The organism is Saliniferula longa (genome assembly GCF_050789285.1).
Lineage (GTDB): Bacteria > Pseudomonadota > Alphaproteobacteria > Rhodobacterales > Rhodobacteraceae > CAVPWP01.
In genome coordinates, this window is record NZ_JBOUVX010000001.1 from 534019 (window position 1) to 554390 (window position 20372).

Annotated in this window: 13 protein-coding genes, 1 tRNA gene and 1 riboswitch; of the genes, 11 read left to right on the plus strand and 3 right to left on the minus strand. The window is 67.2% G+C overall.

From position 1 onward, the window contains the following. Positions 1-36: 36 nt before the first annotated feature. Positions 37-126, plus strand: a riboswitch (glycine riboswitch). Between the two features lie 144 nt (positions 127-270). The 6 genes from gcvT to ACRDNQ_RS02440 all read left to right on the plus strand — a co-directional run bounded on the left by gcvT (position 271) and on the right by ACRDNQ_RS02440 (position 8513). Next, entirely contained in the window at positions 271-1401 is a 1131-nt protein-coding gene (gene gcvT, locus ACRDNQ_RS02415; protein ID WP_431827028.1) for a glycine cleavage system aminomethyltransferase GcvT, read from the plus strand. 19 nt (positions 1402-1420) lie between these two features. Further along, positions 1421-1780 (plus strand): glycine cleavage system protein GcvH, encoded by a 360-nt coding sequence (gene gcvH / locus ACRDNQ_RS02420; protein ID WP_431827029.1) that lies wholly within the window; start codon positions 1421-1423, stop codon positions 1778-1780. A gap of 72 nt (positions 1781-1852) precedes the next feature. Beyond that, positions 1853-4705, plus strand: coding sequence for an aminomethyl-transferring glycine dehydrogenase (gene gcvP / locus ACRDNQ_RS02425; protein ID WP_431827030.1), 2853 nt, complete (start codon positions 1853-1855; stop codon positions 4703-4705). A gap of 195 nt (positions 4706-4900) precedes the next feature. Then, positions 4901-7288, plus strand: a complete 2388-nt coding sequence (ppsA, locus tag ACRDNQ_RS02430) for a phosphoenolpyruvate synthase (protein ID WP_431827031.1) — start codon at positions 4901-4903, stop codon at positions 7286-7288. A 96-nt stretch (positions 7289-7384) separates the two neighbouring features. Continuing rightward, positions 7385-7460, plus strand: a tRNA-Ala gene (locus ACRDNQ_RS02435). 864 nt (positions 7461-8324) lie between these two features. After that, on the plus strand, positions 8325-8513 hold the full coding sequence (locus tag ACRDNQ_RS02440) for a hypothetical protein (RefSeq protein ID WP_431827032.1): 189 nt from the start codon (positions 8325-8327) through the stop codon (positions 8511-8513). A 394-nt stretch (positions 8514-8907) separates the two neighbouring features. Here the strand turns inward: ACRDNQ_RS02440 and ACRDNQ_RS02445 are convergent, their stop codons facing one another. Beyond that, on the minus strand, positions 8908-12351 hold the full coding sequence (locus tag ACRDNQ_RS02445) for a pyruvate carboxylase (protein WP_431827033.1): 3444 nt from the start codon (positions 12349-12351) through the stop codon (positions 8908-8910). Positions 12352-12424: 73 nt separating this feature from the next. Continuing rightward, the gene (locus tag ACRDNQ_RS02450) at positions 12425-13564 is read right to left on the minus strand and encodes an alpha-hydroxy acid oxidase (RefSeq protein ID WP_431827034.1); all 1140 of its coding nucleotides are present in this window, start codon (positions 13562-13564) and stop codon (positions 12425-12427) included. Positions 13565-13676: 112 nt separating this feature from the next. On the opposite strand from ACRDNQ_RS02450, the gene ACRDNQ_RS02455 reads away from it, so the two are divergent. Both ACRDNQ_RS02455 and ACRDNQ_RS02460 read left to right on the plus strand, forming a co-directional pair. Continuing rightward, the gene (locus ACRDNQ_RS02455; protein WP_431827035.1) at positions 13677-16043 is read left to right on the plus strand and encodes an ATP-dependent helicase; all 2367 of its coding nucleotides are present in this window, start codon (positions 13677-13679) and stop codon (positions 16041-16043) included. A gap of 113 nt (positions 16044-16156) precedes the next feature. Beyond that, a complete protein-coding gene (locus tag ACRDNQ_RS02460) occupies positions 16157-16516 on the plus strand; it encodes a response regulator (RefSeq protein WP_431827036.1) in 360 nt (119 codons plus the stop codon). Between the two features lie 122 nt (positions 16517-16638). Here ACRDNQ_RS02460 and ACRDNQ_RS02465 read toward each other — a convergent pair whose 3' ends face one another. After that, positions 16639-16854, minus strand: coding sequence for a DUF1127 domain-containing protein (locus tag ACRDNQ_RS02465; RefSeq protein ID WP_431827037.1), 216 nt, complete (start codon positions 16852-16854; stop codon positions 16639-16641). Positions 16855-17082: 228 nt separating this feature from the next. On the opposite strand from ACRDNQ_RS02465, the gene ACRDNQ_RS02470 reads away from it, so the two are divergent. The 3 genes from ACRDNQ_RS02470 (at position 17083) to rsmH (ending at position 20370) form a co-directional block, all read left to right on the plus strand. Further along, on the plus strand, positions 17083-18180 hold the full coding sequence (locus ACRDNQ_RS02470; RefSeq protein ID WP_431827038.1) for an Mrp/NBP35 family ATP-binding protein: 1098 nt from the start codon (positions 17083-17085) through the stop codon (positions 18178-18180). Positions 18181-18861: 681 nt separating this feature from the next. Beyond that, positions 18862-19365: a division/cell wall cluster transcriptional repressor MraZ gene (mraZ, locus tag ACRDNQ_RS02475; protein ID WP_431827039.1), complete on the plus strand. Its 504-nt coding sequence runs from the start codon at positions 18862-18864 to the stop codon at positions 19363-19365. Between the two features lie 3 nt (positions 19366-19368). Further along, positions 19369-20370 (plus strand): 16S rRNA (cytosine(1402)-N(4))-methyltransferase RsmH, encoded by a 1002-nt coding sequence (gene rsmH, locus ACRDNQ_RS02480; RefSeq protein WP_431827040.1) that lies wholly within the window; start codon positions 19369-19371, stop codon positions 20368-20370. Positions 20371-20372: the final 2 nt, after the last annotated feature.

Consider the following 20372-nt stretch of genomic DNA (forward strand, 5'->3'; position numbering starts at 1 on the left):
GCTTGCCCGGCCGCCTTCGCCCGGCTAAGCACAAAGGCGTCAGCGACGGGAGAATCGGGCCAGGCGCCCGTGCCGAAGGAGCAACCGCCCCGGTAAACTCTCAGGCCAAAGGACCGTCGCGGGCCAACACACTCTGGAGAGTGGCGCTGTCGCGCCCGCCGAAGGGATAACGATCTCAGGCGCAAGGACAGAGGGGGCATCGGGCGGCAGGCGATCCTGCCGGGAACGGTGCCGGCATGCGTCACAGCCCCGGCCAATGCGCGAGGCGGCATGAGCGAACTGCAACGGACCGGTCTTTACGACCTTCACATCGCCCTCGGCGCGAAGATGGTTCCCTTCGCGGGCTACGAGATGCCCGTGCAATACCCGATGGGCGTCCTGAAAGAGCATCTGCATACCCGCGCGGCGGCGGGTCTGTTCGATGTCAGTCACATGGGGCAGGTGATCCTGCGGCCCAGGTCGGGGCGCCTTGTCGATGCCGCCGCCGCCCTTGAACGGCTTGTGCCCGTCGACGTCATCGACCTTCCCGAAGGCCGCCAGCGCTATGGGCTTTTCACCAACGATGCGGGCGGCATCCTCGATGACCTGATGATCGCCAACCGGGGCGATCACCTGTTCCTTGTCGTCAACGCCGCCTGCAAGGCCGCCGATATCGCCCATCTGCGCGCCCATCTGGGCGAGGTCTGCGAAGTCGACGAGGTGGGTGACCGCGCCCTGATCGCGCTTCAGGGGCCCGCGGCCGAAGCCGCGCTGGCCCGCCTTGCCCCCGAAGCGGCGGGGCTTGGCTTCATGGACGTCGCGGTCCTGCCGGTGTCGGGCGGCGAGATCTGGGTCTCGCGCTCGGGCTACACGGGCGAGGACGGGTTCGAGATTTCCGTGCCGCAGGTCGAGGCCGAGGGCTTCGTGCGGGCGCTTCTGGCGATGGACGAGGTCGCCCCCATCGGCCTTGGGGCGCGCGACTCGCTTCGGCTCGAGGCGGGCCTGTGCCTTTACGGGTCGGACATCGACACCACGACCTCGCCGGTCGAGGCGGCGCTGGGCTGGGCACTTCAGAAGGTACGCCGGACGGGCGGCGCGCGGGAAGGGGGCTTCCCCGGGGCAGGCCGCATCCTGCGCGAGTTGTCCGGCGGGACAGGCCGGCGCCGCGTCGGCCTTCTGCCCGACGGCCGCGCGCCGATGCGCGCGGGCACGGCGATCTTCGCGGCCGAGGACGCCGCCGCACCCATCGGCGAGGTCACCTCGGGCGCCTACGGTCCTTCGGTCGAAAGGCCGATTTCCATGGCCTATGTCGAAACGGCATCTTCCGGGCTTGGCACGACGGTATATGGTGAGGTCCGGGGCAAGCGGTTGCCCGCGACCGTCGCCGCCATGCCGTTCCGCCCCGCCACCTACAAACGCTGATCAGGGACACGATATCACGATGAAATACACCGAAGATCACGAATGGCTCCGCGTCGAGGACGACCTTGTCGTGGTGGGGATCACCGAACATGCCTCGACCCAACTGGGCGACGTTGTGTTCGTCGAACTGCCCGAAATCGAGACGATGGTGACGAAGGGCGACGAGATCGTGGTGATCGAGTCGGTCAAGGCCGCCTCCGACATCGTCGCGCCGATCGACGGCGAGATCGTCGCGGTGAACGACGACCTGGTCGACAACCCCGGCCTCGTCAACGAGGACCCGCTGGGCGCGGCCTGGTTCTTCAAGATCAAGGCCGACGATCTGAGCCAGCTCGACGACTATCTGGACGAGGACGCCTACAAGGAGCTGATCGAGTAGGCGGACGCCCGCCGCGATCAGGACAACGGACCCGGCCGGGGTGGTCCCCGCCGGCGCGACCACGAGGATGCGATGACTTTCACGCCCACCGACTATCTGCCCTACGACTTCGCGAACCGCCGGCACATCGGCCCATCGCCCTCGGAGATGGCCGAGATGTGCGCGGTGCTGGGGGTGGACAGCCTTGACGCGCTGATCGACCAGACAGTGCCGGCCAGCATCCGCCAGGCCGCGCCGCTGGTCTTCGAAAAGCCGAAGTCCGAGCGCGAGCTGATCTGGCACATGCGGCAGGTGGCCCAGAAGAACCAGGTCTTCACCACGATGATCGGCCAAGGCTATCACGGCACCGTAACGCCGCCCGCCATCCAGCGGAATATCCTGGAAAATCCTGCCTGGTACACGGCCTACACGCCCTACCAGCCTGAGATCAGCCAGGGCCGCCTCGAGGCGCTGCTGAACTATCAGACGATGGTGTCCGACCTAACTGGACTCGAGATCGCCAATGCCTCGCTTCTGGACGAGGCGACGGCGGCGGCCGAGGCCATGACCATGGCGCAACGGGTGACCAAGTCGAAGGCCACGGCCTTCTTCGTTGACGAGAACTGCCATCCCCAGAACATCGCGGTGATGCAGACCCGGGCGGCCCCGCTTGGTATCGAGGTCATCGTGGGCGATCCGGAAAAAGATCTCGATGCGTCAAAGGTTTTTGGCGCGATCTTCCAGTATCCTGGCACCTACGGTCATGTCCGCGACTTCACGGCGCAGATCGCTGCCCTGCATGGCGCGAACGCGCTTGGCATCGTCATCGCCGATCCGCTCGCGCTGACGCTTCTGAAGGAACCCGGCGCGATGGGGGCCGACATCGCCGTGGGTTCGACCCAGAGGTTCGGGGTGCCGATGGGCTTCGGCGGGCCGCACGCGGCCTACATGGCCTGCAAGGATGCGCTCAAGCGCGCCATGCCGGGCCGGATCGTCGGCGTGTCGATCGACGCGCGCGGCAACAAGGCCTACCGCCTGTCGCTTCAGACCCGCGAGCAGCACATCCGGCGCGAGAAGGCCACGTCGAACGTCTGCACTGCTCAGGCGCTTCTGGCGGTGATGGCGTCGTTCTACGCCGTCTTCCACGGGCCCGAGGGGCTCAAGGCCATTGCGCAGCGCATCCACCGCAAGGCCGAGCGCCTGCGCCACGGGCTTGTGGCGGGGGGCTATGCTGTCGAGCCCGAGACCTTCTTCGACACGATCACGGTCGAGGTCGGCGCGCTTCAGGGCGTCATTCTCGAGGCCGGGCGCCGCGAGCGGATCAACTTCCGCAAGGTGGGCGCGACGAAGATCGGCCTTACGGTCGACGAGACCGTGCGGCCCGCGACGCTGGAAGCGGTCTGGCGCGCCTTCGGGCTGACTTGCAGCCGGGACGATTTCCCCGGCGATTACAGCCACTTCCCGGCCGATCTTGGACGCGAGACGCCTTACCTTACGCATCCGATCTTCCATCTCAACCGGGCCGAGACCGAGATGATGCGCTACATGCGGCGGCTTGCGGACCGCGACCTTGCGCTGGACCGGGCGATGATCCCGCTGGGGTCCTGCACCATGAAGCTGAACGCCGCCGTCGAAATGATGCCGATCACCTGGCCCGAGTTTTCGAACATCCATCCCTTCGCCCCGGCCGACCAGGTGCGGGGCTATCACGAGTTGATCGAGGATCTGTCGAAGAAGCTCTGCGTGATAACGGGTTACGACGCGATGTCGATGCAGCCCAACTCGGGCGCGCAGGGCGAATATGCGGGCCTTCTGACCATCGCCGCCTATCACCGGGCGCGGGGTGAGGCGCACCGCGACCTCTGTCTCATCCCGGTGTCGGCGCATGGGACGAACCCCGCCTCGGCGCAGATGGCGGGCATGGAGGTCGTGGTGGTGAAATCGGCCGAGAACGGCGACATCGACCTTGACGATTTCCGCGCCAAGGCCGAGGCGGCCGGCGACCGGCTGGCGGCCTGCATGATCACCTATCCCTCGACCCATGGCGTCTTCGAGGAGACCGTGCGCGAGGTCTGCGCGATCACCCATGCCCACGGCGGGCAGGTCTATCTCGACGGGGCGAACCTGAACGCGCTGGTGGGCCTTGCCAAGCCCGGCGAGATCGGGGCCGACGTGAGCCACCTCAACCTGCACAAGACCTTCGCCATCCCCCACGGCGGCGGCGGCCCCGGCATGGGGCCGATCGGCGTCAAGGCGCATCTTGCGCCCTATCTGCCGGGCCACCCCGAGACCGGGGGCGACGAGGGGCCGGTGTCGGCCGCACCCTGGGGGTCGGCCTCGATCCTGGCGATCAGCTGGGCCTATTGCCTGCTGATGGGCGGCGAAGGTCTGACGCAGGCCACCAAGGTGGCGATCCTCAACGCCAATTACATCGCGGCGCGGCTTCGGGGGGCCTACGACATCCTTTTCACGGGCAAGAACGGGCGGGTGGCGCATGAGTGCATCCTTGACACCCGGCCCTTCGCCGAGGCCGGGATCACCGTCGACGACATCGCCAAGCGGCTGATCGACAACGGCTTTCACGCGCCCACGATGAGCTGGCCCGTGGCCCGCACACTGATGGTCGAGCCCACGGAGAGCGAGACCAAGGCCGAGCTTGACCGCTTCGTCACCGCGCTGCTCGACATCCGGGCCGAGATCGCGGCCGTGGAGCGGGGCGACATCGACCGCGAGAACAACCCGCTGAAAAACGCCCCCCATACGGTCGAGGACCTTGTGGGCGACTGGGACCGGCCCTACAGCCGCGAACAGGGCTGCTATCCGGCCGGCGCCTTCCGCGTCGACAAGTACTGGCCGCCGGTCAACCGCGTGGACAACGTCTGGGGCGACCGGCATCTGGTCTGCACCTGCCCGCCGGTCGAAAGCTACGCCAAGGCGGCGGAATAGGGGGCTCTGCCCCCGTCTCCGCCCCGGCCCGGTCGGGCCCGGGCGGAGCCTCCCCGGGATATTTCCGCCAAGAAGAACACCTGACCGTGGCGGCCGGGCTGCGATCGGGCCCGGGGCTTGACCCATGTCAACGCTGCGCCGGGGGAACCCGCTAGGGTGGCGCCTGCAACTGGGCAGCGCGACCGGAGGATCCCCATGGCCAAGAACGACCCGCATGTCATCTTCTTCGACAACCTTCGCCGCGGCGACGTGGCGCTGGTGGGGGGCAAGAACTCGTCGTTGGGCGAGATGGTCCAGAAGCTGGGCGGACTGGGCGTGACGGTGCCGCCGGGCTTCGCCACCACGGCAGACGCCTATCGCGGCTATATCACCGCCAACGGTCTGGACGACTTCGTCGCGCGCTCGATGGCCGACTGGACGGCGGGCAAGAAGACGCTGTCCGAGACGGGCGCGGCGGTGCGCGCCGCGATCCGGGCGGGGGACTGGCCCGAGACCACGCGCAAGGCGATCGTCGAGGCCTATCGCGAGCTGTCGAAGCGCGCGGGCATCGAGAGGCTGTCGGTCGCGGTGCGATCCTCGGCCACCGCCGAGGACCTGCCGGACGCAAGCTTCGCGGGCCAGCAGGAGACCTATCTCAATGTCTCGGGCGAGGAGGCGCTGTTGGAAGCCTGCCGCAACTGCTATGCCTCGCTCTTCACCGACCGGGCGATCAGCTATCGCGCGGTGCAGGGGTTCGATCACATGCAGGTGGCGCTGTCGGTGGGCGTGCAGCAGATGGTGCGCTCGGACATCGGGGGATCGGGCGTCATGTTCTCGATCGACACCGAGTCGGGCTTCGACAAAGTGGTGCTGATCAACGCGGCTTGGGGCCTGGGCGAGAACGTCGTGCAGGGCGCCGTCACCCCCGACGAGTTCCAGGTCTACAAGCCCTTCCTCGACAAGCCCGGCCTGACGCCCATCGTCGCCAAGATCCTGGGCGCCAAGGAAAAGAAGATGATTTACGCCGCTGCGGGCGAGGGGCGGACGATCAAGAACGTGCCAACCTCGAAGGCCGAGCGCGGGACCTTCGTGCTGTCCGATGACGAGGCGGTGTCGCTAGCGCGGATGGCGGCGACGATCGAGAAGCATTACGGCCTGCCGATGGACATGGAATGGGCGCGCGACGGGATCACGAACCAGCTTTTCATCGTGCAGGCCCGGCCCGAGACGGTGCAAAGCCGGCTGGATGTGGGCACCCTCAAGTCCTATTCGATCGGCGCCCATGGCGAGACGCTGGTAAGCGGCATCTCGGTCGGGTCGGCGATCACCACGGGGACGGTCTGCCTGATCGAAAGCGTGAAGGACATCGATCGCTTCGTCGAGGGTTCGGTCCTTGTGACGTCGACCACGGACCCCGACTGGGTGCCGATCATGAAGAAAGCCAGCGCGATCGTCACCGACCATGGCGGGCGCACGAGCCACGCCGCGATCGTCAGCCGCGAGCTTGGCGTGCCGGCGATCGTGGGCTGCGGCAACGCCACGCATCTGCTGCATTCCGAGCAGGAGGTGACGGTGAGCTGCGCGGAAGGCGACACCGGCTTGGTCTATGCCGGCACCGCCGACTACCAGGTCGAGGAGCTTGACCTGGCGCATGTGCCCGAGACGAAGACGCGGATCATGCTGAACCTCGCCAACCCGCAGACGGCGACGCGCTGGTGGCGGCTGCCGGCGGCGGGCGTGGGGCTGGCGCGGATGGAGTTCGTGATCTCGAACACGATCAAGGTCCACCCCGAGGCGCTTTTGCATTTCGACGCGATCCGCGACGAGGCCGTGCAGGCCGAGATCGAGGCGCTGACCGCGGGCTATGACGACAAGCCGCAGTTCTTCGTCGACCAGCTGGCCATCGGGCTGAGCCGGATCGCGGCGGTGGCCTATCCGAACCCGATGATCCTGCGGATGTCGGACTTCAAGACGAACGAATATGCCGACCTTCTGGGCGGCCGCCAGTTCGAGCCGCACGAGGAAAACCCGATGATCGGCTGGCGCGGGGCCTCGCGCTATTACGACGAGGGTTATCGCGACGGCTTCGCGCTGGAGTGCCGGGCGGTGGCGAAGCTGCGTGGCGAGATGGGGTTCGACAACGTCATCGTCATGATCCCCTTCTGTCGCACGCCCGAGGAAGCCGACCGGGTGCTTGCGGTGATGAAGGAGAACGGGCTTCAGCGCGGCAAGGACGGGCTGCAGGTCTATGTCATGTGCGAGGTGCCCTCGAACGTGATCCTGGCCGAGGACTTCGCCAAGCGCTTCGACGGCTTCTCGATCGGGTCGAACGACCTGACGCAGTTGACGCTGGGAATCGACCGCGACAGCGACAAGCTGGCGGACCTCTTCGACGAGCGGCACCCGGCGGTCGTCTGGATGATCCGCTCGGTCATCGAGAGGGCGCACAAGGCGGGCGCGAAGGTGGGTCTGTGCGGGCAAGCGCCGTCGAACTATCCCGACTTCGCGGCGGTGCTGGTCGATGCCGGGATCGACACGATCTCGGTCACGCCGGACAGCTTCCTGGCGGTGAAGCGGATCGTGGCCAAGGCCGAGAAGGGCTGAGGCGCGCCCCGCGCCGACGGGGGGCACCAGCGGCGCGGGGGCCTGGGCGCATTCCGCTTGACACCGCCCCCGCGATCGCTCATCACCCGCGCCGTCGGGGCCGTAGCTCAGTTGGGAGAGCGCGTCGTTCGCAATGACGAGGTCAGGGGTTCGATCCCCCTCGGCTCCACCAGACACCCCTTGTCAGTTCGCGCTCCCGACCAAGTGCGGTGGCTGCGTTTTCACGCCCATCCCGAAACGCAGGGCTCCCAAGGGCGCTCCGAGGATCGCGGCGCTGGTGTCCCGGATCAGACGACGTGTCCCCTGATAGCCCCGCGCGCGCAAGAGCCTGCGCGGCCTTGCCGGCCGCTGGCCGCAGCTCAAGCAGGGCGGGGGCGATGGCTGCCACCGGAAAGGCCTTGCCCAAGTCGCAGTCGGGATCGGCAGAGTCCTTGGAGGTTGGGTCTCGGACGGTCCGATCGGGATACTCGCAGGATCAGTCGAAGGCTGACGAGATTCGACGGCTTCCGAGCGCGCTTCGCCTGACGGACGCCACAGAACTGCGCGTGGACGGGACGAGCTTGCCGCGGATCAGCGTCTGTATGTTGGATGGCGCTAGAGGCATCCTTGAGGCGGCGCGCAAGCCGCCGGTAACGTATCGGCAACTGAGTGAGTAGGGAGGCGCGGATGGCCAAACGCTCATCGACAACTAACTCGCCTACGGAGAAGACCCGATCGACGTCAAAGTCACGTGCGTTTTGGGAGAAGGTATTCTTGGACGTGACCGAGGTGCCGGACAACCTAACGCAGACAGCAGCAGAGTTCGACAAGGCGAAAGCGGAATGGGAGAAGGGCGAACGCTCTTCCAAAGCGCCCCGCCGGTAAAGACCGACGCCTTCAAGCGATCGTTCGGGGATAGCAAGGTGGTCCACGAGAAGGGCGGCCGCACATGTGTTTTCAGGGAGCGCCTTGGGGGCTGTTGAGGCGTTCTCGTTGGGCACGGCAGGGCGAAAGCCGCCGGTGACGTATCGGCAACTGAAAGAGAAAGGGGTCTTGGATGGCCAAACGCTCATCAAAGACAACGTCGCCCGCGAAGAAGACCCGATCATCGTCAAGGCAAGAGGAACTCTATCGCAAAGCCTTTTCGGATCAGGTTATCGAGACGCCGGAACAGACGGCGAAGCGGGCTGCGGAGTACGACAAGGCGAAAGCGGAGTGGGAGAAGGGCAAACCCTCTTCCTGCTGAACAGGATCGTTGCACACAGCGCGCACGGCCGGAACCCGATACTGGCAGCGGGCGTCAATGTCGGCGCCGTGACGCGTATAGCGATCCCCCGAATCCCTACGCAGCACCTCGGCTTCTGGGCGAGTGGACGGCTCCGCAAGGGACCGGGTGTCGTGCGCGTTCGCCCCTGCCGTCGGCGCAACGTCCCCGGTTCGGCGGGGGCCTTCACCTGATGCGTCCCGGGATCGCGCCGGAATGGACGGCGGGCCTTCCCGAGGCGTTCTGCGGCGCGCAGGCCGGCTGCTTGTGATCTTCCCATGGCCCTCGTGGCGTCCCGTTGGGCGCTGACGCCGGACAAAGGGGGGGGCAGGGGCGGCTTGTGCGGAACCGTCCCCGCCCACTTCCTGCGTCGCGGTCAGCCCAGTTCGATCAGAAGGTCCTTGGCGTCGATCTGCGCGCCCGGCGTGACGTGCACGGCCTTCACCGTGGCCGCGCGGTCGGCGTGGATGCCCGTTTCCATCTTCATCGCCTCGATCGTCAGCAGCAGGTCGCCCGGCTTGACCGTCGCCCCCGCCACCACGGCGACCGTGGCGACGACGCCCGGCATCGGTGCGCCGATGTGATCGGGGTTCCCGGTCGCGGCCTTCGGACGCTTGATCATCGCGGCTTCCGAGCGCCGGTCGGTCACGCGGATCACGCGCGGCTGGCCGTTCAGTTCGAAAAAGACCTTGGCCTCGCCTTCCTTGTTGGTCTCGGCGATGGCCTGGCAGCGGATTTCGAGCGTGACGCCCGGGTCGATCTCGGCTGAAATCTCGTCGCCCGGCTCCATCCCGTAGAAGAAGGTCCGGGTCGGCAGCGTGCGCACCGGACCGTACTTGGCGTGCCGCTTGGCGTAGTCGAGGAAGACCTTGGGATACATCAGGTAGCCGTTGAGGTCTTCGTCGTCGACGGCCTCGCCGTCAAGCGCTTCGGACAGTTCCTTGCGCTTCGCGTCAAGGTCGACGGGCGCGATGTTCTTGCCGGGCCGTTCGGTCAGGGGCTTCTCACCCTTCAGCACCTTCTTGACGATGGCCGGGGGAAAGCCCCCGGGCGGCCGGCCCAGGTTGCCGCGCATCATGTCCACGACGCTGTCGGGGAAGGCCACTTCCTTTCCCGGATCCTCGACATCGGCGCGGCTCAGGCCCTGGCTGACCATCATCAGCGCCATGTCGCCCACCACCTTCGAGGACGGCGTCACCTTCACGATGTCGCCGAACATCGCGTTCACGTCGGCGTACATTTGTGCGACCTCGTGCCAGCGTTCCTCGAGGCCAAGGCTGCGGGCCTGGGCCTTGAGGTTGGTGAACTGCCCGCCCGGCATCTCGTGCAGATAGACCTCGGAGGCGGGCGCCTGCATGCCCGACTCGAAGGCCGCGTAATGGGCGCGCACGGCCTCCCAGTAGTTCGAGATCTCGCGGATCGCCGCGATGTCGAGGCCGGTCGCCCGGTCGGAATGGGTCAGCATCTCGACCACCGTGCCCAGCGTGGCCTGGCTGGTGTTGCCCGACAGCGCGTCCATCGCGCAGTCGACGGCGTCGACGCCGGCCTCGGCCGCGGCAAGGATCGTGGCGCAGGCGATGCCGGCCGTGTCGTGGGTGTGGAAGTGGATCGGCAGGCCGACCTCGTCCTTCAGCGCGCGGACAAGGACGCGGGCGCCGGCGGGCTTCAGCAGCCCCGCCATGTCCTTCAGCCCCAGCACGTGCGCGCCGGCCTCCTTCAGCTCCTTGCCCATCGCGACGTAGTACTTCAGGTCGTACTTGGCGCGGTCGGGGTTCAGGATGTCGCCGGTGTAGCAGATCGTGCCCTCGCAGACCTTGCCGTTGTCGATCACGGCGTCCATCGCCACGCGCATGTTCTCGACCCAGTTCAGGCTGTCGAACACACGGAAGACGTCGATGCCGGTCTCGGCGGCCTGCTTGACGAAAGCCTGCACCACGTTGTCGGGGTAGTTCGTGTAGCCCACCCCGTTCGAGCCGCGCAGAAGCATCTGCGTCATCAGGTTCGGCATGCCCGCGCGCAGGTCGCGCAGCCGCTGCCAGGGGCATTCCTGCAAGAAGCGGTAGGCCACGTCGAAGGTCGCGCCGCCCCAGCATTCCACGCTGAACAGCTGCGGCAGGTTCGCGGCATAGGTGGGCGCGACGCGGATCATGTCGATCGAGCGCATGCGCGTGGCCAGCAGCGACTGGTGACCATCGCGCATCGTCGTGTCGGTGATCAGCACCTGCTTCTGGTCGGCCATCCAGCGCGCCAGCCCTTCGGGTCCTTCGGCCTCGAGGATCTGGCGCGTGCCGGGGGCTGGGCGTTCGGCCTTCAGCGCGGGCGGCTTGGGATCGCGGGCGTCCTCGTGCGGGCGGGGGCGGCCCTCGACCTCGGGGTGGCCGTTGATCGTGATGTCGGCGATGTAGGTGAGGATCTTCGTCGCCCGGTCGCGCCGTTCGCGGAATTCGAAAAGCTCGGGCGTCTGGTCGATGAACTTGGTGTGGTATTCGTTCGACAGGAACGTCGGGTGCTTCAGAAGGTTCTCGACGAAGGCGATGTTGGTCGACACGCCGCGGATGCGGAACTCGCGCAGGGCGCGGTCCATGCGGGCGATCGCGGCCTCGGGCGTGGGGGCCCAGGCGGTGACTTTTTCTAGAAGCGAGTCGTAGTAGCGCGTGATGACCGCGCCGGAATAGGCCGTGCCGCCGTCAAGGCGAATGCCCATGCCGGTGGCGCCCCGATAGGCGGTGATGCGCCCGTAATCGGGGATGAAGTTGTTCTGCGGGTCCTCGGTGGTGATCCGGCACTGGATCGCGTGGCCGTCGAGCTTGACGTCGTATTGCGAGGCGACGCCCGTCGCCTCGACCAGGCTTTTCCCTTCGGCGATCAGGATCTGGGCGCGCACGATGTCGATGCCGGTGACCTCTTCGGTCACGGTATGCTCGACCTGGATGCGGGGGTTCACTTCGATGAAGTAGAACTTGCCCGTCGCCATATCCATCAGGAACTCGACGGTGCCGGCACATTCATAGCCCACGGCCTCGGCGATCTTCTTGCCGAGGTTGCAGATTTCCTCACGCTGGGCAGGCGACAGGTAGGGGGCGGGCGCGCGCTCGACGACCTTCTGGTTGCGCCGCTGGACCGAACAGTCGCGTTCCCACAGGTGATAGATGTTGCCCTGGCTGTCGCCGAGGATCTGCACCTCGACATGGCGGGCCTTGAGGATCATCTTCTCGAGGTAACCCTCGCCGTTGCCGAAGGCGGCCTCGGCCTCGCGCCGGCCTTCCTTGACCTTGGTCTCAAGCTCGTCGGGGCCCTTGATCGGGCGCATGCCCCGGCCGCCGCCACCCCAGGACGCCTTGAGCATCAGCGGATAGCCGACTTCGGCGGCCTCCTTGGCGATGGCGTCCATATCCTCGCCCAGGACCTCGGTTGCGGGAATGACGGGCACGCCGGCGGCGATCGCGACCCTCCGGGCGCTGGCCTTGTCGCCAAGCGCGCGCATGGTTTCGGCCTTCGGGCCGATGAAGGCGATGCCGGCGGCGGCGCAGGCATCCACGAAGGCGGGGTTCTCGCTCAGAAGGCCGTAGCCCGGATGGATGGCGTCGGCGCCGCAGTCGCGCGCGACGCGGATGATCTCGGGGATCGAGAGGTAGGCCGCGACCGGGCCCAGGCCGCCGCCGATCTTGTAGGCCTCGTCCGCCTTGAAGCGGTGCAGGCACAGCTTGTCTTCCTCGGCATAGACCGCGACCGTGCGCTTGCCCAATTCGTTGGCCGCGCGCATGACGCGGATGGCGATCTCGCCGCGGTTCGCGATGAGGATCTTCTTGAAATCGGCCATGATCACGTCCCTTTGCACCTGCAGAAATCTGTAGGGCCAAAGGGACCACGGGTAAAGCGCGCTGTCTGGCGGCTTAGCGCCTCAGCCGCCCTCGCGCCTCGACGGGCCGCGCGATGGCCAGTTGCGCCATGTCGATCTTCATCTGCTCGACCAGAAGGTGGACGACATGCGCCGCGCCGGCCTCGCCCGCGGCGGCAAGACCGTGATGGAAGGCGCGGCCCAGCATGACGAAATCTGCCCCAAGCGCGATCAGGCGCAGCACATCCGTGCCCGAGCGCACCGCGCCATCGGCGATGATCGGCACCTCGGGGCTGGCGGCGGCGCGGACCAGCGGAAGTTGCGCCACCGGCGTGGGCGCGGCCTGGAACTGCCGCCCGCCATGGTTCGACACCCAAAGCGCGTCTGCCCCGGCGGCCAGAAGGCGCGGCACGGCGGCCGGGTCGAGCACGCCCTTGATCACCAGCGGCCCGTCCCATTCGGCGCGCAGCGCGTCGAGATAGTCCCAGTCGGGCGCGCAGCGCACCGACAGGCCGATGTGCTTGTCGCCCGCCCTCTTGGTCACGGTGTCCGCGTACTTGTCGAACAGGCGCGGTCGCGGGATCGGGCGGCCCAGCATCCCCCAGGCCCAGGCCGGGCGCAGCGCGCTTTGCAGCAGGACCGACGGCGTCAGCGGCATCGGATTGCGGATGTTCACGCGCATCTCGCGCTCGCGCCGGCTGAGGACCGGCACGTCGACGGTCAGGATCAGGGTGTGGAACCCGGCCGCCCGGGCGCGGGCCAGCACGTCGCGGCGCATGGCGGGGTCGGCGGGGGCGTAAAGCTGGAACCAGCCCATGTCGCCGAAGGCGCCGGCGATCTCTTCGGGCGGGACGGCGGCGACAGTGGACAGGCAATAGGGAATGCGGGCCTGGGCGGCCGTGCGCGCCAGAAGCCGCTCGGCGTCGGGCCAGACCGCACCCGACATGCCGACAGGGGCGATGCCGATCGGGGCGGCGCACCCGCGCCCCAGAAGCGTCGTTTCAAGCACCGGCTCGACCTCGCCGGCAAGGACCCCGGGCAGAAGCTCGACCGCGTCCAGAGCCGCCTCGGCGCGCCGCTTCGCCCCTTCGTCGCCGGTCGCATTGTCGAGATATTCCCACAGGTAATGCGGGATCCGGCGGCGGGCATGGTCGCGCAGGTCCGAAAGCGCGGGGAAGCGATAGTCAAGGTCCATGCCCGCCTTCTAAGCGAAGCCGGCGCAATGGCAAGGGATCCGACGGGCATGGGTGGAACACATCGCGAACACGGTCTTTCCCTTGGCCCCCGAACGGGCTAGAGTCCCTGGCATGAGCAGTCTTTCCGAGGACGAGGCCTTCGAGGCGGTGGTGCCGCTCAGCCGGCGCGCGATGACGGCGCGGCCCGCGCCCTATCTTGACGGGCTGAACCCCGCCCAGCGCGAGGCGGTCGAGGCGCTGGAGGGGCCGGTCCTGATGCTGGCCGGCGCGGGCACCGGCAAGACGCGCGCGCTGACGGCCCGCATCGCGCATCTTCTGCACACCGGGACCGCGCGCCCGAACGAGATCCTTGCCGTGACCTTCACCAACAAGGCCGCGCGCGAGATGAAGACCCGGGTCGCCACGCTTTTGGGGCAGGAAGTCGAGGGGATGCCCTGGCTTGGCACCTTCCACGCGATCTGCGTCAAGCTTCTGCGGCGGCACGCCGAGCTTGTCGGCCTCAAGACGACCTTCACCATCCTCGACACCGACGACCAGGTGCGGCTCATCAAGCAGCTGATCATCGCCGAGAACATCGACGAAAAGCGCTGGCCGGCCCGGATGCTTGCCGGGATCATCGACCAGTGGAAGAACCGCGCCTGGACGCCCGACCAGGTGCCCGCGGCCGAGGCGGGCGCCTTCAACCGGCGCGGGGTCGAGCTTTACGCCCAGTACCAGGAGCGGCTGAAGACGCTGAACGCGGTGGATTTCGGCGACCTGCTTCTGCATGTCCTGACGATCTTCCGCACGCACGAGGATGTGCTTCAGCAATACCAGCGCTGGTTCCGCTTCATCCTTGTCGACGAATACCAGGATACGAACGTCGCGCAGTATCTGTGGCTGCGGCTTCTGGCGCAGGCGCACCGCAACATCTGCTGCGTGGGTGACGACGACCAGTCGATCTATGGCTGGCGCGGCGCCGAGGTCGGCAATATCCTGCGGTTCGAGAAGGATTTTCCCGGCGCCCGGGTCATCCGGCTTGAACAGAACTACCGCTCGACCCCGCATATCCTCGCCGCCGCCTCGGGCGTGATCGCCGGCAACGAGGGGCGGCTTGGCAAGACGCTCTGGACCGAGGCGCCCGAGGGCGAGAAGCTGCGCCTGATCGGCCATTGGGACGGCGAGGAAGAGGCCCGCTGGATCGGCGAAGAGCTTGAGGCGATGCAGTCGGGAACCCGGGGCATGCGGCCGATGGGCTTGAACGAATCCGCCATTCTGGTGCGCGCCAGCCATCAGATGCGGGCGTTCGAGGACAGATTTCTGACCATTGGCCTTCCCTACCGGGTGATCGGCGGCCCGCGGTTCTACGAGCGGATGGAGATCCGCGACGCCATGGCCTATTTCCGCCTGGCGGTCAGCCCCGACGACGATCTGGCCTTCGAGCGGATCGTGAATACGCCCAAGCGGGGCCTTGGCGACAAGGCGCAACAGCTGATCCAGCGGTCGGCGCGTGCGAACGGCGTGTCGCTGGTGGAAGGCGCGCGCCTGCTTCTGGCGGCCAAGGGGCTTGGCGGCAAGGGCGGGACCGAGCTTGCCGCGCTGATCGCGGGGATCGACCGCTGGCATGGTGCCGTGGGCGCCGAGGCCGAAACCCATATCGAGCTTGCCGAGCGTATCCTTGACGAGTCCGGCTATACGACGATGTGGCTGAACGACAAGACGCCCGAGGCGCCGGGGCGGCTTGAGAACCTCAAGGAACTGGTGAAGGCGCTGGAAGCCTTCGACAACCTTCAGGGGTTTCTCGAACACGTCGCGCTGATCATGGACAACGAACAGGAAGACGCCACCGAAAAGGTGTCGATTATGACGCTGCACGCGGCCAAGGGGCTCGAGTTTCCGGCGGTGTTCCTGCCCGGTTGGGAAGATGGGCTTTTCCCGTCGCAGCGGTCGATGGACGAAAGCGGGCTCAAGGGCCTCGAGGAAGAGCGCCGGCTTGCCTATGTCGGGATCACCCGCGCCGAGGAACTGTGCACGATCTCGTTCGCCGCGAACAGGCGGGTCTATGGCCAGTGGCAAAGCCAGCTGCCGTCGCGCTTCATCGACGAACTGCCCGCCGACCATGTCGAGGTGCTGACGCCGCCCGGCCTTTACGGCGGCGGCTTCGGCGCGGCCGGAATGGCGCCGGCCGCCGCTTCGCGCCTGGACGAGGCGGCAAGCCGCGCGAATGTCTACAACTCGCCCGGCTGGCGGCGCCTGCAGGCCCGCGCGGGCGAGCGTGGAACCAGCCAGCCGCGCGAGGCGCGCACCACCGTGATCGACCTTGACGCGGTGTCGGTCTTCACCCGGGGCGAGCGGGTGTTCCACCCCAAGTTCGGCTATGGCTACGTCATGGGGATCGAGGGCGACAAGCTTGATATCGAGTTCGAGAAGGCCGGCGCAAAGAAGGTCGTCGCGGGCTTCGTCGTCGCCGCCGATCGCGCCGACGACGTGCCGTTCTAGGCGTCTGCCGCGCGCGACCCTCGGGACAAATTAACGCGACCGCAAGCTTCGTTATTGTTTTGTTCAGCGCCACCGAAATATCCTGACAACCGGACGTTGACTGGAGTTGCGGCGTGAAAGTTCTGGTTGTCGAGGATGAGGACATCCTCCGGTCGCTCTGGGTCGAGGTGTTCGAGGGCGCGGGCCATGTGGTCCATGCAGCCGCCGACGCCACCGGGGCGCGTCTGCTTCTTATGGGCGGATCCTACGACGTGGTGGTGCTGGACCTGCATCTTGGCGAGGAAAGCGGCCTGTCGGTCGCGACGCTGGCGACCTACGCCAATCCCGACTGCAAGGTGGTCATGATCACCGGCTCGGGTCTTTTCGCGAAGGGCGAGTTGTTCGAGATCGCGCCGTCGGTGGCGGCCGTGCTGCGCAAGCCGGTGGGCATCGACGAACTTCTGGCCATCTCGGAACACAATGCCATGGCCTGAGGGCCGCGCCGCGAAGGGAACGGCGGCGCAAAAAAAAAGCGGTGGCACCAGGGAGGAGGAGGGTGCCACCGCCAATTTCAGAAGACCCAGGGAGGAGGAGGGGCCTTCTGATCCGTGAATTCTCAGTCCTCGTACGCCGCCTGGTATGCCAGCGACCGGACCATCGAGCGGCTCAGGCCCAGATCCGCGAGTTCGCGGTCGGTGAGGGTGTGCAGCTCGGCCAGTGTCTGCCGGTACATACGATAGCGGCGCACGCGTTCGGCGATGCTGCCGAAGATCGAGGCGGCAGCGGAGCCCACAGGGGCCATCGAACCGCGTGTCGTCTGCGTGAATGCCATTGTCGTCGTCCTTGGATCGTTATTCGTTTCGTCTGCGGATAGATTAGGTCTTCGCTGCGCCTGCACAATGCACAGGATTTCAATGCTGCTATGCAGAAACTGCATATGAATAACTGACCTATTATTTGGGCAACGCGCCGGTTTCCGCGGCGGTTTCCGGCCGATCCCTTGTGCGGGGAGGGGATTCGGTCAACTAGTGCGGCATATTCATGCGCGGGGGATCGAAATATGGCCGATCTACGTAACGAAATCCTGAAGGTCTTGCGGACCGTGAGCCTGCCGGATGGCGGCGATCTGGTCGGGCGCGACCTCGTGCGGGCGCTCGATGTCGACGCGGGCGTCGTCCGATTCGTGATCGAGGCCCCATCGCCCGAGGCCGCGCGCGCCCTCGAAGCCGTCCGGGCGCGCGCCGAAGAGGCGGTCGCGCGGCTTGCCGGGGTGGCGCGGGTTTCGGCGGTGCTGACGGCCCATGGCCCGGCCGCGCGCCCCGCACCAAGGGCCGCCGCGCAGGCCGAGCCGCCCAGCCTGACGATCGGGCGTCACCCCACGCCGCAGCAGGGCGGGCCGCAGAAGGTGTCGGGCGTCGACCGGATCCTGGCCATCGCCTCGGGCAAGGGCGGGGTGGGCAAGTCGACGGTCGCGTCGAACCTTGCCGTCGCGCTGGCGCGGCAGGGGCGGCGCGTCGGGCTTCTTGACGCCGACATCTATGGCCCGTCGCAGCCACGCATGATGGGTGTGTCCAAGCGCCCGGCCTCGCCCGACGGCAAGACGATCATCCCGCTTCAGGCGCATGGCGTCACCATGATGTCGCTGGGGTTGATGCTGGACGAGGACAAGCCCGTGGTCTGGCGCGGCCCGATGCTGATGGGGGCCTTGCAGCAGATGCTGGGCCAGGTCGCGTGGGGGCGTCTCGACGTGCTGATCGTCGACCTGCCGCCGGGCACGGGGGATGTGCAGCTGACATTGTGCCAGCGGACGCAGGTGACGGGCGCTATCGTGGTCTCGACCCCGCAGGATGTCGCGCTTCTGGATGCGCGCAAGGCCATCGGCATGTTCCAGATGCTGAAGACGCCCGTGCTTGGGCTGATCGAGAACATGTCGACCTACGTCTGCCCGAACTGCGGTCACGAAGCGCATATCTTCGGCCATGGCGGCGTCGCGGCCGAGGCGGCGAAGCTGGGCGTGCCGCTTCTGGGCGAGATTCCGCTTTCGCTGGATGTGCGGGTCGCGGGCGACGGTGGCACGCCGATCGCCGCGGGCGAGGGGCCCATCGCCGAGGCCTATGGCGCCATCGCGCGGCGCCTGGTCGGCGGCGGCATGGCCTGACGCCACGCCCCCAGACCCCACACCCCCAGACCCCACGCCCCCAGACCCCACACCCCCAGACCCCGAACCCCCAGACCACCCGCATCCGCGCGCCGGCGTGCGGGCCTCGCGGGATTTCATGGGAAGCCGCTGTCGCGCAGCCCCATCCGGCGCGGGGAATCGCCGCGATTCGGGGTGTGTCCGGGTCTGGACGGGGTGGCCAGGCCCGTGAATCTCACGCTGGTCGTGAACTTTCAGGGATTTCGTGGGAAATTCCTGCGTAGTGCCGCGAAAACAAGATATTGGGCAGTATGCGCCGAGCTATCCCCAGATGATGTTGCAAAGACGTCCGGATTGGGCACCATCCCTTGTTCTGAGGGGGCGCGAGAAACAAAATACTGTGCTCGGTCCCGCATTTTTCTGTTGATTACCATGAATTCCCATGTCATCCCTGTTCACACGATGAGCAGGGACACAAAGGGGCGCTAAAGACCCCACGGCACCAAGAGCAGGTTTCATACAGGCACCCACTCATCATCAGAGATCCGGCGCGCGGGCGAGCAGACATCCCCCCAGGTGGCGCGCGCAGTCGGACATACCCGGCAACGGGACGAGGGCGGCGGATTGGGCAGTGGCAGCAGCTCAGTCCGCCGTTTTCGGTTCGGGGCCCGGGCAACAGACAACAAGAAGGGCCGCGGGACAGTGGTTCGACGGTTCAGAGGCGAATTCCACCAGAAGGTGGACGGCAAGGGCAGGGTCTCGATCCCGGCCGGGTTTCGCCGTGTCCTCGAGAACGGCGACCCCGCGTGGTCCGAAGGCAAATCCCCTGAATTCGTGATCGTCTATGGCGACCATCGCCGGCAGTACCTTGAATGCTATACGCTCGAGGCCGCGGCCGAGGTCGACGCCCAGATCGCCGAACTGCCGCGCGGCTCGATCGAGCGGCGGATGCTGGAGCGCCTGTTCAACGGACAGTCGCTTCCCTCCAGCGTGGACGAGACAGGGCGGATCGTCCTTCCGGCCAAGCTGCGCACCAAGATCGGCCTTGACGACACCGCCTATTTCATCGCCACCGGCGACACCTTCCAGATCTGGAAGCCCGAAACCTTCGACGAGGTCGAAGCCGCCCGGACCGAGGCGTGGCTTGACCAGCAGCCCGAGGATTTCGACCCCCTCACCCTTCTCGACAAGACCCGTGGAGGCTGAGCCATGGCGGCCGCGGCCCGCGTGACGAACGAGCCTCAGCCCCATGTCCCGGTCCTTCTGCGCCCGCTGCTTGCCGCCGTCTCGCCGGTCAGCGGTGTCTGGGTCGACGGCACCTTCGGCGCGGGCGGCTATGCGCAGGGCTTGCTCGAAGCCGGCGCCGACACGGTCATCGCGATCGACCGCGATCCCAGTGTCTTCGACATGGCGCGGGCCTGGGCGGGCCGCTACGGCGACCGGCTTGTCCTGCGCGAAGGCAATTTCGCCGATCTCGACACGCTGGCGGGCCAGCCGCTTGACGGCGTGGTTCTGGATCTTGGTGTCTCGTCGATGCAGCTCGATCAGGCCGAACGCGGGTTTTCCTTCCGCGCCGACGGCCCTCTCGACATGCGGATGGGGGCCGAAGGGGGGACCGCGGCCGACATCGTGAACACCGCCTCCGAGGCCGAGATCGCCGATATCCTGTTCCACTACGGCGAAGAGCGCGCCTCGCGGCGGATCGCGCGGGCCATCGTGGCGCGTCGGGCCGAGCGGCCGTTCACCCGGACCGCGGACCTGGCGAAGGTCATCGAAAGCTGCCTGCCGCGCGCCAAGCCCGGGCAAAGCCATCCCGCGACGCGAAGCTTCCAGGCGATCCGGATCGCGGTGAACGACGAATTCGGCGCCCTGGTCGATGGCCTCGAAGCCGCCGAACGCGCGCTGAAGCCTGGCGGGTTCCTTGCCGTGGTCAGCTTCCATTCGCTTGAAGACCGCGTCGTCAAGCGCTTCCTGCAGGCCCGGTCCGGCACGGCGGGCCGGGGCAGCCGCCACGCCCCCGAGACGGCCGAGGATACCCCCCGCTTCGCGCCGCACGGCAAGGCCGTGGGCCCCGACGACCGTGAGCTTTCCGAAAACCCGCGCGCCCGGTCCGCCCGTTTGCGGATCGCGCGCCGTACCGACGCGCCGGCCGGTCCCTGCGATCGCGCCGCGCTCGGGCTGCCGAAACCTGCATTGAAGGAGCGAGGCTGAAC

What these genes read in the sequence shown, in the direction of transcription:
- gcvT (WP_431827028.1), top strand. Translation starts at nt 271, where the DNA reads ATGAGCGAACTGCAACGGACCGGTCTTTACGACCTTCACATCGCCCTC.
- gcvH (WP_431827029.1), top strand. Translation starts at nt 1,421, where the DNA reads ATGAAATACACCGAAGATCACGAATGGCTCCGCGTCGAGGACGACCTT.
- gcvP (WP_431827030.1), top strand. Translation starts at nt 1,853, where the DNA reads ATGACTTTCACGCCCACCGACTATCTGCCCTACGACTTCGCGAACCGC.
- ppsA (WP_431827031.1), top strand. Translation starts at nt 4,901, where the DNA reads ATGGCCAAGAACGACCCGCATGTCATCTTCTTCGACAACCTTCGCCGC.
- ACRDNQ_RS02440 (WP_431827032.1), top strand. Translation starts at nt 8,325, where the DNA reads ATGGCCAAACGCTCATCAAAGACAACGTCGCCCGCGAAGAAGACCCGA.
- ACRDNQ_RS02445 (WP_431827033.1), bottom strand. Translation starts at nt 12,351, where the DNA reads ATGGCCGATTTCAAGAAGATCCTCATCGCGAACCGCGGCGAGATCGCC.
- ACRDNQ_RS02450 (WP_431827034.1), bottom strand. Translation starts at nt 13,564, where the DNA reads ATGGACCTTGACTATCGCTTCCCCGCGCTTTCGGACCTGCGCGACCAT.
- ACRDNQ_RS02455 (WP_431827035.1), top strand. Translation starts at nt 13,677, where the DNA reads ATGAGCAGTCTTTCCGAGGACGAGGCCTTCGAGGCGGTGGTGCCGCTC.
- ACRDNQ_RS02465 (WP_431827037.1), bottom strand. Translation starts at nt 16,854, where the DNA reads ATGGCATTCACGCAGACGACACGCGGTTCGATGGCCCCTGTGGGCTCC.
- ACRDNQ_RS02470 (WP_431827038.1), top strand. Translation starts at nt 17,083, where the DNA reads ATGGCCGATCTACGTAACGAAATCCTGAAGGTCTTGCGGACCGTGAGC.
- rsmH (WP_431827040.1), top strand. Translation starts at nt 19,369, where the DNA reads ATGGCGGCCGCGGCCCGCGTGACGAACGAGCCTCAGCCCCATGTCCCG.